The sequence below is a fragment of the Paenibacillus sp. GCM10027627 genome (assembly GCF_042675505.1).
Taxonomy (GTDB): domain Bacteria; phylum Bacillota; class Bacilli; order Paenibacillales; family Paenibacillaceae; genus Pristimantibacillus.
Genome location: NZ_JBHTHB010000001.1, coordinates 314,831 through 331,715 on the forward strand (window position 1 = coordinate 314,831; position 16,885 = coordinate 331,715).

The 16,885-nt window shown below is 52.9% G+C and carries 2 protein-coding genes; both read left to right on the forward strand.

The features are described from left to right. Window positions 1-58: 58 nt before the first annotated feature. Window positions 59-7,723 carry an S-layer homology domain-containing protein gene (locus ACFQZE_RS01380; RefSeq protein WP_379352876.1) on the forward strand — a complete coding sequence of 2,555 codons (7,665 nt, stop codon included), beginning with the start codon at window positions 59-61 and terminating at the stop codon, window positions 7,721-7,723. 128 nt (window positions 7,724-7,851) lie between these two features. Next, entirely contained in the window at window positions 7,852-16,875 is a 9,024-nt protein-coding gene (locus ACFQZE_RS01385; protein ID WP_379352879.1) for a chitobiase/beta-hexosaminidase C-terminal domain-containing protein, read from the forward strand. Window positions 16,876-16,885 lie beyond the last annotated feature (10 nt).

Here is a 16,885-nt window from a genome sequence, read left to right on the forward strand (position 1 = left end):
GAAGCGCGCGCATGAATCTATGAAACTAGCAACGCAAACGGAGATAGGAGGCAAAAAGGTGAAGCTGCTCAAAAAGCTGAGTATAGGGTTGCTGGCTGTCGCTCTTGTGGCGGGCTCGCTTACGACCGGCCTTGAGGCTGTGGCGGCTGCGGTCAACGAGCCTAAAACGACGGTGCTGCAAAACGATTATATAAAGGTGACGGTCGACAATGCGACCGGCCGTTTCGGTATTCGCACCATGGATGGCCAGCCCATTCGAAAAAAGGATCAAAACGTCGAGTTGATGTTCAGAGGCGACAACCCGGAAACGTCCTTTACGACGTTCCGAATTGACGGAACGGATTATATTTTCGGCAACCCGTATAAATTTGCGGCCAAGTTTTTTTCCGAAACGTCTAAGCCCGTTGTCGTAAACAACGTGGACGGCACAAGCCAAATCGAGACGGTATGGAAAATAAAAGGCGTTGAAATCAAGCAGATTTTAAAAGTGTATAAGAACGCAAAGGACAAAATGAATGCCGCCAATGTGAACGTTCGTTACGAAGTGCTGAACAAAAGCGGCGCGGACGTCCAGCTAGGCTCTCGTATTTTGCTCGATACGATGGTAGGAGGCAACGACGGTCCGCAATTTCAGATCGGAACGGCATATCGCAGTCCTCTTTTGGTAGAACGTAAGCTGGTTCACGAGCCGCAGGTTCCGGATGAAGACAAAGCTTTCTACAAAATTCCTTCCTATTGGGTAATGAGAGATGCTTTTAATGTAAATGATCCCGCAGCGACGAACGTTATCGCTTACGGCTTTAACAACATTGCGGAGCAAGGCATCAACATCGTCGACGAGATGATTGTAGGGCATTGGAATTCCCTTTCGAATACGAAATGGGATTATGAGCCGAATATCAACCTGGATTTTACGAGAGATACAAACGACTACGGCACAGCCGATTCCGCCGTTGCTTTTTATTGGCAGCCGGAGAAGCTGGGCAATCAGAAAGTGCAGACGTTTGAGACGATATACGGTCTTGGCGAAATTGTCGAGCCGGACAAGGTGTTTTCGATCCGTTACATGGACACAGTGCAGCAGCTTGCCACTTTGCCGGACAACAGCGGATATGTAGATGAAGGCGTCTTTAAAATTACAGCCGAAATTGAAAACTTGGCTATGTTCGATATGGAACATAAAAAAGTAGAGGTAAAGCTGGAGCTGGAAAGCGGACTTTCCTTTGTCGAGCTGGACGCTAACGGGGAAATGGTGAGGGATGGCAACGGCAAAGTGGTCACGCGGCCGGTTCGCAGCGACGCGAAGACGTTCCAAAAGCCGTTGACGCCGGAAGAGGCGGCCAATGGGGTAGAGTCCAAATATAAGCCGGGCGACACCTTTGTAGCCGAATTTCTCGTTCAGGCGAAAGGGCGGCCGTGGCCTTCCAATAAACAATATTTAATGACGGTCAGCAGCGAGGCGACGGAAAAGAAGCTGCCGCAGACGGAAGATGAAGGGATCAAAGCCCAATATCTATCCACCAAATCCAACTTTATTATGCTTCCGCCTGTAGGAGAGGCTGTGCCGACCTACGTATATGGAGTAACGCCGGAAGAGCTGTATATGTCCGATGTAAAATATATAACGGCGAATCTATCGAATATTGAAGCTTATAGCTTAGGCGACAAAACGACGGAGCCGAATTTTGACCTCTATATTAAAAATAAAATGACAGGCGACCGCTATAAGGTGCCCGTTCAATCGTCCGTACTGTTTCAACCGACAGACGACGGGTTTTCCGGCGACATGAGAATGACGTATCGCGGCGGCGACCTGGTCGATGAGGCCGGAAACGTCATCGAAGCGAACCTTGGCCCAGAGCTTCCGCTTGGCGAATATCAGTTGGAGCTCGATTATAAGGGCGATGCCGGGGGAGACGAAGAAATCGCGGCTCTTTACGACATTACGACTACCCAAACCTTTTTGGTGACGGACAATGAAGAATCTAGAATTCGCGAAGCGAATTTGCTTGCGTTGTACAAGCAGTCGGTTGATCTCAGCAGCCAGTCGGCCGGCGGACAAATCGATGAGGATTTGGCGGAGGAACTGAACTCTCTCTTCCCGGGAGAACCGTTCGAGGACGGCGCCAGCTTGTACGACCAAATTGTAAGCTTCAAATATGCAAAAACGTTGCTCGGAGCGGCTAATAAAGCGCTTGATCCAGAGTTCGAGCTTGGAGAATTTTTGGATGACGAAACGTTAGAGGAAGTTCCCATCTATCAATACAAGCTGTTTGAATCCGACGAAGAAATGGAACAGTTTTTCGAGGAGGACGGCGTAGAGCGGGAAGCGCTTGTTACGGTACGCGGGATGATCAAGCAGGTCGGCGTCGGGCTAGACCAGCAAGTGGTTGTGGATACCGATACGGAGCCGGCCATTATTAACGACGCGGTTGCCTATGAAGGCAAAGACCTCGTATTTATTAGAGGGCAGCTTGATGTTTTCGGCATCAAGAACAAGGTCGAAAACTACGAGGAGATGCCGTTTTTCGATACGCTGTTTGCAAAAGGCGACGGTACTCTTAGCGTAGCGAGCAGCGGTTTTGTTTTCCATGACGGAGAATGGACGCTTGATTTCTTTAACGGCTTCAATAAATCGCTAGGAGAAGGCTATGAGCTGGATAGAGGAGAAATTCCGTCCAGCGAAGGCAATCCGGAAGACGACAGCTTAAACGGCAGCTTGCGCTGGGCGGCCGGAGCTCTTGGCGACAGACTTAATCCGCTGCGCCAGCTCATGCTGGAAACGGTTTATTTTAACCGCCAAAGCCTGTTTGCACCACCAAGCTTCAATATTGACGGGTTTGGATTTTCGTTTAACGATTTTATTTTGCGGGAAGGCGGCATTTCATTCGGCGGATCGCTTTCGATGAAAGTGGTCGACGCCGAAGTGCGCAACGTTATTTTTAACGATAAAGGTTTTGTAGGCGTCGATGCGAGTCTGAAGTTCGACTTGAATCAGGAATTGGGACTTTTCGGTCCGAGCGAGCAAGAAGGCGGCAACGCGCAAGCTCCGGAAGGCGAAGAAGGAGAAGGCGGAGCGCCGAGCGGCGAAATCAAAATCGTTCATTACGAGCAAAAAGTCGAAGATATCAACAACGAATACGGTATCGAATTTGAAGCGGATATCAAAAACATCGGCGTTTCGGTGGAGCTGGCCTTCAAGCAAGTGGATGACGGGCGTATTTTGCCGGATGTCATTGCATTTGGCGCGGAATTCGAGGACGGCATTTTGCTGACGGGAGCCACTTATTTGACAGGCATTCGCGGAGCGGTTCGCGAGCTGGCTGACACGATTGCCGGAGGGTCAAAAGACGATCCGTTCCCGCTCACCGTTGAAGCGGGAGTCAGCTTGAAATTTGGCGTTAATCCCGCCTTTTTCCATGGCGATATCGATCTGACGGTGAAGCGGACGGGAATGAAAGTGGTCGGAAAAATGGATTTCTCCACCGTTCCCGATCCGAGCGAGGACGAACTGCTTCCAATGCTGACCTATGCGCTTCTGGAAGCGCAATGGGTTACGCCTTGGTTTGTAAGATTGGAAGCGGAAGTCGATGTCGGCGGCTGGGATGTCGTCATTGGCAAAGCGGGCATATTTGTCGGACAAAATTTGGAGAAAAACAGAACCGATTTCGAAGGATTTATCGGAGCGAAGGTGCAAATTCCTGGCGACGTTCCAGTCGTTGGCGGCATGCCGCTGTCAAGCGTGTTTTTTGGCCTCAACAACGACAAGGTTTGGGGCAGCATCGGCATTTTGTTCATTAAGCTAGGCATTACTTATTATTGGGGCGGAGGCATTGAGTTCGGCACGAACGGCGAGAAATTGCCGGATGGACTTGCGCATCTCGTCGTCGACGATCCCGATAAGGGGCCTCGTCTTATCGTTATCGGACAGGGCGTAGAAGCGCTCGCCACTTCGTGGATTGAATCGGAACAATCGTCGCAAGACATTGTGTACCGCGAGGTTGAGGATGGAGTCAAAGTGATCGAAAACGGCTCCGCGACGATTGGACTTGGCGGTATCGCCGTCCGTAATGGCGGCCGTACACATGATATTCAAATGGACGCTGTAACGGGCAACGCCATTATCGAGATGGAGTACGACGCCAAAACAATGCCTTCCTTTACGATGAAGGATGGGCTAGGCAAGCCGTATCCAATTGTGTTCGACAATACGAATACAAATCCAAACGCCAACGCGTTTACACAAGTCATTGCAGCCGGAGATTCGAAGGACGGGGTTGATTTAAGAAAAGCGTACATCATTGTGCCGGCAGCAAAGGCAAAAGGAAAATGGACGCTTTCGGCAAACTCCCCTGTGGAAACGAGGCTCTTGAACGTTCCGAGTTTGCCTGAGCTGACGGAGACGAAACTGGCGAAGCAGCCTTCCGATCCGAATAAGTTTACGGCATCGTGGAAGGTCAATAACGCGAAGCCGGGCGACACGGTCAACTTGTATTTGACCAAGGATCCTGTAACGAACAAACAAACCGTTTTGGAAAACGGAGAGCAAGTGCTTGAGCCAGGAGATCCAGGTCTCCTGGTTGCCAAGGAAGTGAAGCTGGACGAAAACGGAAATATAAGCGGCGCAACGACAAGCGGAAAGATCGAGATCGATGTGTCGAAGGTGCAGCTGCTTGGCGAAACGGAGGACATTCGCGGTCTGCTTGGCCAAGGTAACTATTACTTGCGTGCGGAGCTTCGCTCTGAGGTGGCGTACGGCACCAAAACGTCGGCGGACAAATTTGAAATCGTCGATCCGCTGGCGCCAAACGATGTTACCGACGTATCCATTGAGCCTGCGGGCAACGGATTGTTCGCCCTTTCTTTTAAGCCGGGGACCAAAAAAGCCCTTCATGCGGAAAAGAAAGAGCAATTTGAACAAGCCTATGTGTTTGAGGCGCTGACGGAGTCGGGCGGCGAGCTGGAAACGTATCCGAATTTCGGAGAGGTGCTCTTTACCGAAGAGGAGCTTGCTCCTTACTGGAATGCGGCAACGGGCAAATATGAAGGCATGCTGCTGGGCGGCTGGAACGCGATGACGACTTCGAAGGAGATCGATAAGAACAGTCTGGAAGGTTCTCAGGTTGATCCGAAGGATGTCAAATATACGGGACTTGAGGTTGGCAAAAAATATGTGATCGGTGTGTCTGCCGTAGCGAAGCCTTCCAAAGAGATAGACAAAAATGAAAATTATCATTATGGGAACCGAGTGGACAGCGTAAATACGCTGCTGCCGGTGCCAAGCAAGCCTAAGCTGAGTGCGGGAGCAGGCTCGGGGCTCGTTCAGCAGCCGCATTTCCTGGAGCTGCTCACAAACGAAACGAAACAGCGGATCAATCTGGTTTCAAATCAGAAGGACGTTGAAGTCGAGGCATTCTACGGCAAGGAATCCATTGGAAAAGTTTCCTTGACGAATCAGGGCTCGGGCAGCGCCGGGACGCTTGCACTCGACCATTTCCAAACGGACGGACCTTATGCGATTGAGCTTGTGGCTACGAACAAAAAAACGAAGGACCGCGCCGTCACGATGCTTTATTTGACGGTGGACACGATTGCGCCGGTTCTTTATTTGGATGAGCCGATTACGGGAAGCCGCTCGACGGTGGCAAACGGGAAAAACGCCATTGCGGTAAGAGGGACGACCAGCACCGATGTGAAGGCGCTCCTCGTCAACGGACAGTCTATAGCCGTTGGCGAAGACGGGACTTTCGCAGGTTCGGTCAACGTTACTTCGAACGAACCGACGGTTAAGCTCACCGTCCAATCGACGGATCAAGCAGGCAATGAAAACATTGCCTTCGTCGAGATTACAAATGGAGCTTTCGAGGTGCCATCTGCGCTTGTCCTTAAAGGATTAAACGAGTTGGAACCGGGAGAAACCGGAAACGTCGTGGCTATGCTTAAGGTCGCCGACGGCAAGGATGCGGCGGGCAAGCCGAAGTTTAAAGAGATTGCGATTGACGAGGCGAATAAGTCGAAGCTTACCTTTACCGTAAAAGCGGGAGATTCCGTCTTGATGACGGAGGATGGGCATGTGACCGGTATTGCAACTGGCGCCAGCCTCATCGAAGCGGAATATAAGCTGTCGGAGGACATTTCCATTAAAGGGATGATGGTCGCCTCGGTTGAAAATACGGAACCGACCGCGCTTGAAGCTTTGCCGGCTTTGCTAGCTGAGATTAGCGGGGTGAGCGGAAAAACAAAGCTGAACGCGACTTTGCCAGTCGATACGACAGGCCAGCAGCTAGTGTACAAGGTGTTCCCGAAAGGGGCAAATGCGGAAGTGCCGACATTCAAGCAAGATTTGAGCGGCTGGAGCTTTGTTCCTGTAAATAAAGAAATTCCGGCAAACGCGGGAGATATCGTGGTTGTCGCCTTGAGGACATCGCTAACAAAAGAAGCATTGGCCGCATCCGCGAAGCTGGATGCCAAAGTATGGTCGGCCTCCACCGGTGGTGGTGGCATTCCTGGCGGTGGCGGAATTCCAAATCCTGATCCGGGCAAAGAAGAACCGTCAGAGCCGATTAAACTGACCGTCAACGGCAAGCCGGTTGAAGGGCAATGGCAGGGTACTACCGCTGTCGTTCACATCACGGAGAAGGATGTTGAGGTAACGGCTGCGGGAGATATCGTCATTGCAACGTCGGACAAAGCGGCGGACGGGTTTGCGTTTACGATTGATGAAGCGGTTGTACAACGGGCGCAGAAGGAGCAAAAAGGGATTAAGCTGGAGCTGCCTTCGGCGCTGATTGAGCTGACTCCGGACATGCTCAAAGGCCATCAAGGAAGCTTGCAGCTTGACCTGACCGCCAACAGTCCGGCCGCTAAGTCGCAGCTTGAAGCGATTGCGAAGAGCGTTCGCGCCGCCGCTCTTGGAGCGGGAGACGGATTGACCGTATCGGCGAATTTGCCGAATGAAGTATGGAGGAAAGAGGTTGGGGCGTTCATTGCGATTCCTGCTTCCATTAAGCCAGCGGACATTACGGCCGTAGTGCTGGTGGGAGAGGACGGCAACTGGACTCCTATTCCATGGCAGCTTAAGCAACTGGATGGAGCGACCTTTGCCAATGTGAAGCTGACTGGAGAAGGAAGTTTGATGTTTGTAAGCAGCAGCCATACGTTCCGGGATGTAGGGGCGGATTTCTGGGGCGCGGCAAGCATATCGGATGCGGCATCCAAGTTGTTTGTTACAGGCAAAGGGCCGGACCGTTTCGATCCGGAAGCAGCCGTTACGCGTGCTGAATATCCAACGATACTGCTTCGTGTGGCCGGGTTGATGAATATGGACGCAGAGAGCAGCTATACCGATATCGACTCTTCCAAATGGTACTACCGAAGCGTTTCCATCGCTTCCGAGCTGGGAATCGTAAACGGCTCGAAAGGCGGCGCTTATTCGCCGAACGAAACGTTGACGCGCCTCGAAGCCATGGTTATGACCGGGCGTTTGATCGAGACGATCGGAGCTTCAGAGACGCTTAGTGAAGAAGAAATAGCGGAGCTGCTGAGCAAATTCAGCGACGGGGCTTCGATTCCGGATTGGGCAAAGGCCTCGGTTGCTGCAGCGATTAAATCCGGCATCATTAACGGTGTAAACGGCAGCATTAACGGAAGTGGAGAACTGAGCAGGGCGCAAGCCGCAGCCATTGCCGTCCGTCTAGATCAATTGCTGACAAAAGGAATGTAATTTTTTTAATAGTTTCAGCCGAAGGGACCGGGTTCCTCCGCTAAGCGGAGAGCCTTGGTCCCGGAGGCCATTTTTTCGTTTTATTGCCCTTTGCTTCTGTAATTGAAATTATACAAGGCGGTGCGGAAATGGTCATGAAGCAAAAATCAATCTACGCGATTGGATTTGCTATTTTTATGGCAGTCGTTCTTATTGCGGGAGGATTGTCGATTAAAGCGGATTCCAGCAAATGGACAAGCCATGCGGACACAAGCTGGTACGACGCTTTGCTGCCCAGCTATACGATTGATACCCCGGCGAAGCTCGCAGGTGTTGCCAAGCTGGTGAACGAGGACGTCGCTCCGGACGGGAAGACCGTGGACGGCTTTCGGGACAAAAGATTCGATATTTCAGGCGATCTGGATTTGTCCGCTTATTTGTGGGAGCCCATTGGTACCCCTGAGAAGCCGTTTAAAGGGACTCTTTTTTCCAAAGACGGAGCGATCTATACGATTTCGGGCATGAAGCTGCCCGCTCAGGCCACCTATGCCGGTTTGGTCGGCGTAATGGACGGAGGTACGTTAGGCGGACTTATTTTTGCTGCTAGCGGAGAAATTTCCCTGCACAACAGCTGGCAGGATGTGCATGCGGGAGCAGCCGTCGGCAAAATGATCAACAACAGCACCATTTACGATATTACAAGCTACTTGCCCGTGCAGGTCGGCTCAAGCAACGCGACTGTTTATGCGGGCGGCATCGTTGGCGCCGCAGACGGCAAAATCGCTAATACGTTTAACCATGCGGCCGTAACGGCCAACGGCTCAAGCGTATATGCGGGAGGAATTGCGGGATATTCGGAAGGAACCTCGCTTGCGGTCAAAAAAGCGGGCAACTTTGGCGCCATTACGGCCAACGGCTTTGATTCCAAAGGGTCCGTACATGCGGGGGGCATAACAGGGTACTCCTCCAGCTCATTGTTTATGGACGATGAGACGACTCCAATCGATAATGAAGGGGCCATTGCAGCGACTGGCGGCGCAAAAAGCTACGCGGGCGGCATTTTGGGGAAAGCGGCGTCGGAAGTCAAGTTTTCTGCGACCACTTCGAACAAAGGAAATGTGAGTGTAAACGCCCCTGAAGCTTCGGGCAGCTATGCGGGAGGACTTGCAGGTTCCATTGCCGCCCAACAAAACGACGTTTTTGCGGCGGGGCTTACCGGTGCGGGCACCGTTGAAAATATTGGCGGCACAAACGTTTATACGGGAGGTCTATTCGGCTATGTCGGCGGATCGTTGACTTGGTCAAATGAAATCGTAAACGCCAAGGCGGTCGTGGCAAGCGGCAAGGAGAAGGTATACAGCGGCGGATTGATCGGTTATGCGACGGGCGATATCATCTTCCCTGGCGGTGCCAAAAATACGGCTGGCATTACCGTAACGGGTGGAGCAAACGAAGCTTATACCGGCGGATTGATCGGGTATGCCGGACAGCGGATTTTGCTGGACAATGCCGCGGCGGGGGCCTATGAAAATAGCGGAGCTATCCATGTGGAAGGCGGAGTGGCGGTCATAACGGGCGGAATTGCAGCTAATGCGGCGTATTCCACATCTGCGGGACAACCAAACCTCTCCGTTCGGAGTACGGGCGACATTTCCGTTGAGGGCACCTCTTTGCTGCAAACGGGAGGATTCATCGGCAAGGCCGAATCGGGCGGACCGATTAGTGAAGCCTACTTTGGCAAGTCAATCACTGTCGTTGCAGGTGGTGCGAGCGCCGAAGAGCCGGTCTTGACGGGAGGCATCATCGGGTACGGCAGCGGAGTTCAAGTAACGAACAGCGGGTTCACCGGGAAGCTGGACGTTAGCGGCAGCGACCGTGCCTATACGGGCGGGATAGCGGGGCAATTCCGCAGCGGTACAATTACCGGGGCCAAAAGTGGAAATACGAAGGAGCAGTACGCCTTAATAGCAGCAAGCGGAGTCGCGGGCGGCATCGTTGGCAAGCTGGACGGCGCGGTAACGGCTTCCTCTGCTCATGAATTGACCGTTACGTTAAGAAGCAGCCAAGGCGCAGCCGGCGGTATTGCCGGACAAGCGGCAGGAGAAATTAGCGGCGCGCTCGTTGGCAATCCGCTTCATACGGGTACGGACAGCTTGCGCATCGAAGGAGCGCTCGGCGTAAACGGCGTTATGGCTGGCGGCATCGTCGGACGCAACGAAGGCGTGCTGGCCATCGCATCCAGCCGGGTAACGAAGATCGATTTGGCAACCGATGAAGCGGGGAATGGCTTTACGCTTGGAGCGGTTGCAGGTTCCTTGACGGCTGAAGCGAAGGCGGGCACGGCTGATGCTCCGCTTGAAGTTTCGGACGTTACGTTAACCGTGGAATCGGATGACAGCAAAGTGGGCGGAGCAATCGGTTTAAATAAGGCAACGGAGCTTTATTTGTCCGTCAGCAGCCTTGCTTTGATCCTTAATGGAGACAACGTTCAAGCCGGGGGAGCAGCCGGTATAAACGAAGCGTCCATCGGAGCGGGTACTAGCGGTATAACCGTTAAAGATAGCAGCTTCAGCACGACAGGCTCCGGCGTCTCCGTCGGCGGCATGTACGGCGTTAACCAAGGGCAATCTCCGAGCGGCCTGGTCCAAAACGCGACGATTGTGGCGGAAGGGGCAAACAGCAGCCTGGGAGGAATTGCGGGATTAAACCGGGGATCCATTTCAGGGGGCAAAGCGATTAATGCGGCGCTTGAGGCGAAAGGTTCCGGAGCCAATGCAGGCGGTATCGTCGGACTTTCGGAGCCGGGCGAAGGAACTGGGGCATCCGCTATCGCAAATGTGGAAGTTGTAGCCGAGGAAGCCCAGCTTTTGAAGGTGCTGGCGCCGGACGCTAATGGGGGCGGCATCGTAGGTTTTGCTAAAGGCACAGAAATCTCAAACCCTGCCATTACAGCGGAAGAGCCATATTACGCCGTATTGTCCATTCAATCGGAGCGGGCTGCCGCGGGCGGCATTGCCGGACGAATGGAGCGGGGCAAAATCATTGGCGATACGATCAAAAAAAATGTCGTCAATTTGATGATCGCTACGACAGCCGCTGCCTCCAATGCTTATGCAGGCGGCATCGTGGGCTACAACGATGAGGCGAGATTGGAAGGGACGGCAGGCGAAGGCGTCAACTTGCTGCTTTCGGGCAGTCACGCGGTTGCGGGTGGAACGGCCGGCTATAATCGCGGCTCAGAAACGGCGGTTGTTTCGAACGTTTTTGTATCGGGCCTCCATATCAAATCGAATGTCAGCGCGGCAAGCTCCGTTATTGGCGGGATTGTAGGCATAAACGACCGAAGAGAGTCGGATACGGGCTCTGTTGCAAGCCCGGACAAAGCGGTAAGCTCCATTCAAAAAAGCCGTTTTGTCGGTGCAGGCTCCTCATCGAAAGTGATTGACTCGCTATCGCCGTCAACGGTGGTAGGCGGATTAATAGGAGACAATAGAAGCTTGGTCGCAAATAACAGCATCGCCGACAAATTGCCGCTTTCCGTAAAAGGCGAAGGCAGCGTCATCGGCGGTCTAGTCGGCGTCAATAAGGACAGCGGCACGCTTTATTACACCTACTCGAACACAAATCTTGGAATCGAAGGCAAAGATACGCTGGCTGGCGGACTGGTCGGCGACAATGCCGGACATGTGCTTTCTTCGTATGTGGAAATCGACGTGACGGGCAAAGCGACGGGAACTGCGGCGAAATCGGCCGCGCTCGGCGGTCTGATCGGCAAAAACAGCGGTACGGTCGAAAAGTCTTACACCTCCTCCAAAGTAACGGCAACGGGAGCTTATTCCCATGCAGGCGGGTTGGTTGGAGAGCAAGTGTCAGGCACAATTGCAAACAGCTATGTCGTAAAAGAAGTGCAGGCGACAAACCAGCATTCATTTGCCGGAGGTTTGCTAGGCCGAATAACAGGCGGTAAAGTAACAAACGTATATTCTGCGGCAGCCGTTAAAGCTTCGGGCGGCGCTGCGGCGGGCGGCTTCGCGGGCCGTTACGACAGCGGCAGCAAAGAGCTGCTGTACAAATCTTATTACGTGAGCGACGAGGCTAATGGAATGAACCAAGACTTGCCGGACTTTGCCGAGGGCAAGCATCATTGGCAAAATTCAAGCTCGCGCCTTGCGACAGTAACCGTTGAAGAGTTGAAGGACCGTTCGGCGTTTCCTGCACAGTCGGGATGGGATTTCGAGCAAGTATGGAAATACGGCTCAAAAGGCGCGCAATTCCAATATCCGGAATTGATTCGCACAGCCAATTCCGGAGGCGACAACGGCAGCGAGGTGAATGCCAATATCAATTGGTATATCAACTCGCCTGATGAAATTGGTTATGATCTCCGCTCAGAATCGGAGCTTGCGGGACTTGCCGCCATCGTCAACGGCACCATCCCGGGCCTTGCTCCGTTTGATTTTGCGGGAAGAGAAATTAGAATCGCAAATCCGATTCATATTCAATCGAGTCAATGGGAGCCGATTGGCGCGAAGGAAGAGACGCCGTTCCAAGGCGATTTCAGCGGAGGCGGCTATCTGATTGATGGATTAACGGTTGTTGCCGATCATGAATATTCCGGTTTGTTCGGCGTTATCGGCGAGCAAGGGGCGGTAAGCCAAGTGGCGCTTGAGCCAATCGCGGTGTCCGGCAAAAAGTATACGGGAGTGCTGGCCGGATTAAATAAAGGCGAGGTGTCTGCCATTGACATCAAGCTGCTGGACGGAGTAGTCGTCAGCGGCGGCATTGTCGGGAGCTTCCTTGGCGGCAACAAAGGAACATTCGAGAGCGTTAACGTGTCGGTAGAAGATGAAAGCCGGATCGAAGCGGCCTATGAGGGTTCCATAGCCGGCGGCTTTATCGGAGAGAATGAGCTGGCGTTGAAGCCGGAATTGTTCCAGTATCAAGTTGTAAACGGCAGTGTAGGAAGTGATGCGAAAAACGCCGTCGTCGGCGGTTTGATCGGCGCGCAAAAAGCGGATGCAACCGATTTGCACACGGCAATAGAGAAAAAATATGCTATCGGTGCAGAAGGAGCGGGCAGCATTGTCGGTGGCTTGATCGGTCATTATGAAAAAGGCGCGGCGGTCAATATGACCGTGACGTTTAAGGACGGCCAGCTCGAAGCGCCGGGCGCCGATTCTACGCTTGGCGGCCTAATCGGTTATTCGGGCGCTGACAATACGATTCGCAGTGTGCTCGTCACGGCGGAAGGCGCCGGGGGGCAGGCTCAGCAGTTGAAAGGCAACGGAGCGGTCGGCGGCATTGTCGGGGCAAAGCTCGGCAGCGCCAGCGCAAGCTACGATATGGAGCAAGCGGTCGTAGACAAAATCGTCCTGTCCGCTTATGACGACAAATCAGAAGCGGTCATTGGAGGAATCGCCGGCAAGCTTTCTCATACGGCAGTCAAAGATATGACGTTTAAAGCTCATGTGAAGGCACTTGGCGGCAGCGTAACGGCGGGCGGCATCGTCGGCCATGCCAGCGATTCCATTTTGCGTCAAGTAGACGCTACAACGAATGTGAGCGTTGAGTCGAAAACGGGCGATACGACCGTCGGCGGCATCGCAGGCGTGCTGGAATCGAACGACAGGGACAATCCATTCGATTTTGGACTATGGGCGCCGCTTTATTACGGCATTTACGATTCTAAAGCGCATAGCGGCCTAATCGTGGCAAAAGCTGCTCCAAACGCGGCATTGTTTGGCGGCGGCATTGTCGGTCAGAACAAATCGGCTTCCATTTATCAATCGCATGTCAGCTCGAGCTTGAGCGCTGCTGGCGGAAGAGACATTTATGCCGGCGGCGTTGCGGGCTACAATGACGGCATTCTGGTACGGCTGACCGCACAAAATCAAGTCGAAGCCAGCGGCGGCACGAGCTATCATGTCGGCGGTATTGTAGGTAAATCCGACGGTGGTGGAATTCATTTTACGAAGCTGATTGCTTCTGCTGGCGGCAAGTTGAAAGTTGGCGGCTCTGTCGCTAAAGCCGGAGTAGTTCCTTCAACCATGGCGGGAGGTTTTATCGGCAGCGGCAGCGCTACTGAAATTACGCATTCCTCCACGAACATTCCTGTTGAAGTGGTTTGCACGAACGCGGACAACGCCATTTATGGGGGCGGCTTCGCCGGATTGCTCGGGGAGCAGGATGGCACGGAATCGGCCGTAACAGACGCATTTTCAAACGGGTCCGTCACAGTTAAAGGAACAGGCTTCGCAAGCGTCGGCGGATTCGTGGGTTCGGTGAATCAATACCGCATCTCTGACGCATACACCTCGGGACTGGTATTCACGACTGCGCTGGACGCCCATAGCGGCGGCTTTGCCGGAACGGTTGAAAAAGAAGGCGAGTTGGACAACGTCATCGTAACCGGTCAAAAGCTTGAAGCAGCGAGTGTGAAACCGACGGTATTGTCGTATAACGGGGGAATTGCGGGCTACAGCGACGGAACAATTACAAACTCTTACACAGCAATAAGCGTGATCCAGTCTACGGCAACAGGATCGAAAGCCCATAATGGGGCGCTGGCCGGCTATCAATTCCGCAACGGCAAGCTAGTGAACAATGTTCATGCAGCGACCTTAAACGCGGCTGGATTTCTGTCGGGTTCGGCCCAAGGAAACCGTAAGGCGGTTATCGAAAATCCGTTATTGGCCGGGGATTGGGATTACGAATACGATACGTATTTCTTAACGGGGCCAAACGACGGCAAAGTCGTCATTGGGACGTTGCGCCAGCTAAGAGGAACGATTTTGCTGTACAACCGTTCCACAGGATTGGATTATTACAAGCTCTACAATCGCTCCGCAACGGAGAAGCTTCCTATGCCAAATCTGATTTTGGCGGCAGACCTTGATCTGACAGGCTTCCGATTAACGCCTTTTGATCATTTCAGCGATTCCTTCGACGGCGGGGGTCATACGATTAAAGGGTTTGTTTTGAAAACAGCAGAAACGGAAGAGGGCCCAGCCGGTTTCTTCGCGGAAAATGACGGAACGATTACCCGTTTGAATTTCATTCAAGCCGATCTGTCGGGCGGAATGAGCACGGGCATAGTAACGGGCATAAATCGCGAGGAGGGCATCATCGACGAGGTAGGCGTCAGCGGCGTTGTAAAAGGTCAAGTTCATTTCGGCGGCATTGCCGGCGTGAATGATGGTCTTATCGACCGTTCCTACGCAAGAGGCACGATTTCCGAGCTGAAGGAAAACGGTACTGCAACGGCGGGAGGCATCGCCGGGATCAATAACGGCGAAATTGCCCAATCGTTCTCTTATGCGAGCGTTGTCTTGAGGGGAGCAAATGTTACGGCAGGCGGCATTGCAGGCCAGAACAGCGGCGACATCGTGAACAGTTACAATACAGGATTAGTGTTAGCCGACGGCAAGGTAGAGGCAAGAGCGGGCGGCATTGCAGGTTATGCGGAAGACGGTCTGATCGGCCATTCGTACAGCGCGGCAGAAGTAGCCGCTGGATTTGCCGGAGATATCATACCGGGCAAAGCCTACTTCGGCGGCATCGCAGGCCAGAAATCAGCTGCTGCTGTCATCACAAACAACGTGTTTAATTGGCAAATGCTGAAGAGAAACACGGCTTATTATGATGCAGACGGCAAACGAATCGCGGGAGTTTCGAACGGAGCGCTTGGCGTAACCGCATCCCAGCTGGCAAATGGAACATTGCCGGGCGGGCTAAATGGGAACCAATGGGTGGCAGCGGAAGGGTTGTATCCTCGTTTGACCGTTTCAAACGGCTCTACCGCTTCCATTCTTAGCGCGGCCGCCGTTTTATTGAAACCAAACGATCTCATTTATCGAATTGAAGGCAGTTTCGGCCTGACGAAATACGCCAATCTCGCATGGACGGCTGATCCAGGCAAGATTGCGATTTCGGCGTGGGGCGCTCAAATGAGCGGAACTTTGTTTGCGCAAGGCGAGGCTGAGCTTACGGCATCGCTAAACGGCGAGAAGCGCTCCATCCGCATTCAAGTGCCGGTATGGAAGTTCAAGGAAACGGCTTTGCCTCCGTCCGTTGTGCCGGGCGACAAGTCGTTTAAGGACGAGCTTTCGGTAACGCTCCAAACGGCAGAGCCGGATGGCGTCATCTACTATACGCTCGACGGAAGCCGTCCTTCCGAACATTCGTTCAAATATGTCGGACCGATTGTGCTGAAAGCAACAACGACAATTAAAGCCGTCACATTGGTGGATGCAAAGGAAGAAAGCGTGTTGTTTGCCGATACTTGGATTAAACAGTCATCCGGAGGCGGAGGAGGGGGCTTTATTCCTCCAACGGGACCCATTACGCCAACACCTGGCATTACGGCGATAGCGGGAGTTAGCGAGGTCGGAGGCCAGTCTGAGCCAGTTACCGTCGCAAAAAACAGCAAATTGACGCTTAAGGGGCCGGAAGGTCAAATGATCTATTATACGACAGACGGAAGCACGCCAACGAAAAACAGCCCTGTTTTTAATGGCGAGCTCATCATTAGCAGCAGTATGACGATTAAGGCGATTACCGATCTCGACAGCAAAGTCATTACGATGCATTTTGTTGTTGAAAACGCAAAATTTGAATGGCAGGACAATGCTGCTTCTATTGCCTACATCTCAGGCTACAGGGACGGAACGTTTAAGCCTGATCAAGCGATGACGAGGCTGGAGCTTGTCCAGTCGCTCTATCCGCTTCTGAAAAAGGAAGAGGTTAATCTCGGCAACGTGTTCAGCGATGTGGGCGCAAGCGAACGGGAAGCAGTAGCGTTTTTTGCATCGGCCGGCATTATCGACGGTTATCCGAACGGGACGTTCGGGGGCGGCAAAGGCGTTTCCCGCGCAGAGTTTACCGTCATTTTGTCCAGAATATTGAATCTTGAGCTAAAAAATGACGGCAAACCGCTCTTTAAGGACGTGGCCGCACATTGGGCGAAAAACTATATTAACGCCTTCGCAGCTTCCAAGTACGTCAAGGGATTTCCGGATGGCAGCTTCAGGCCGGAAGATGAAATTTCAAGAGCGGAAGCGGTCGCGGTCATTAACCGGATAATCGGAGCAAAGCCGCAAAGCGAAGGAGCGAAGTTTACCGACCTGACCCCTGATCATTGGGCATATGGAGAGATTATGGCGGCAGCGGAGTAACAATTGGGGG

What these genes read in the sequence shown, in the direction of transcription:
- ACFQZE_RS01385 (WP_379352879.1), top strand. Translation starts at nt 7,852, where the DNA reads ATGGTCATGAAGCAAAAATCAATCTACGCGATTGGATTTGCTATTTTT.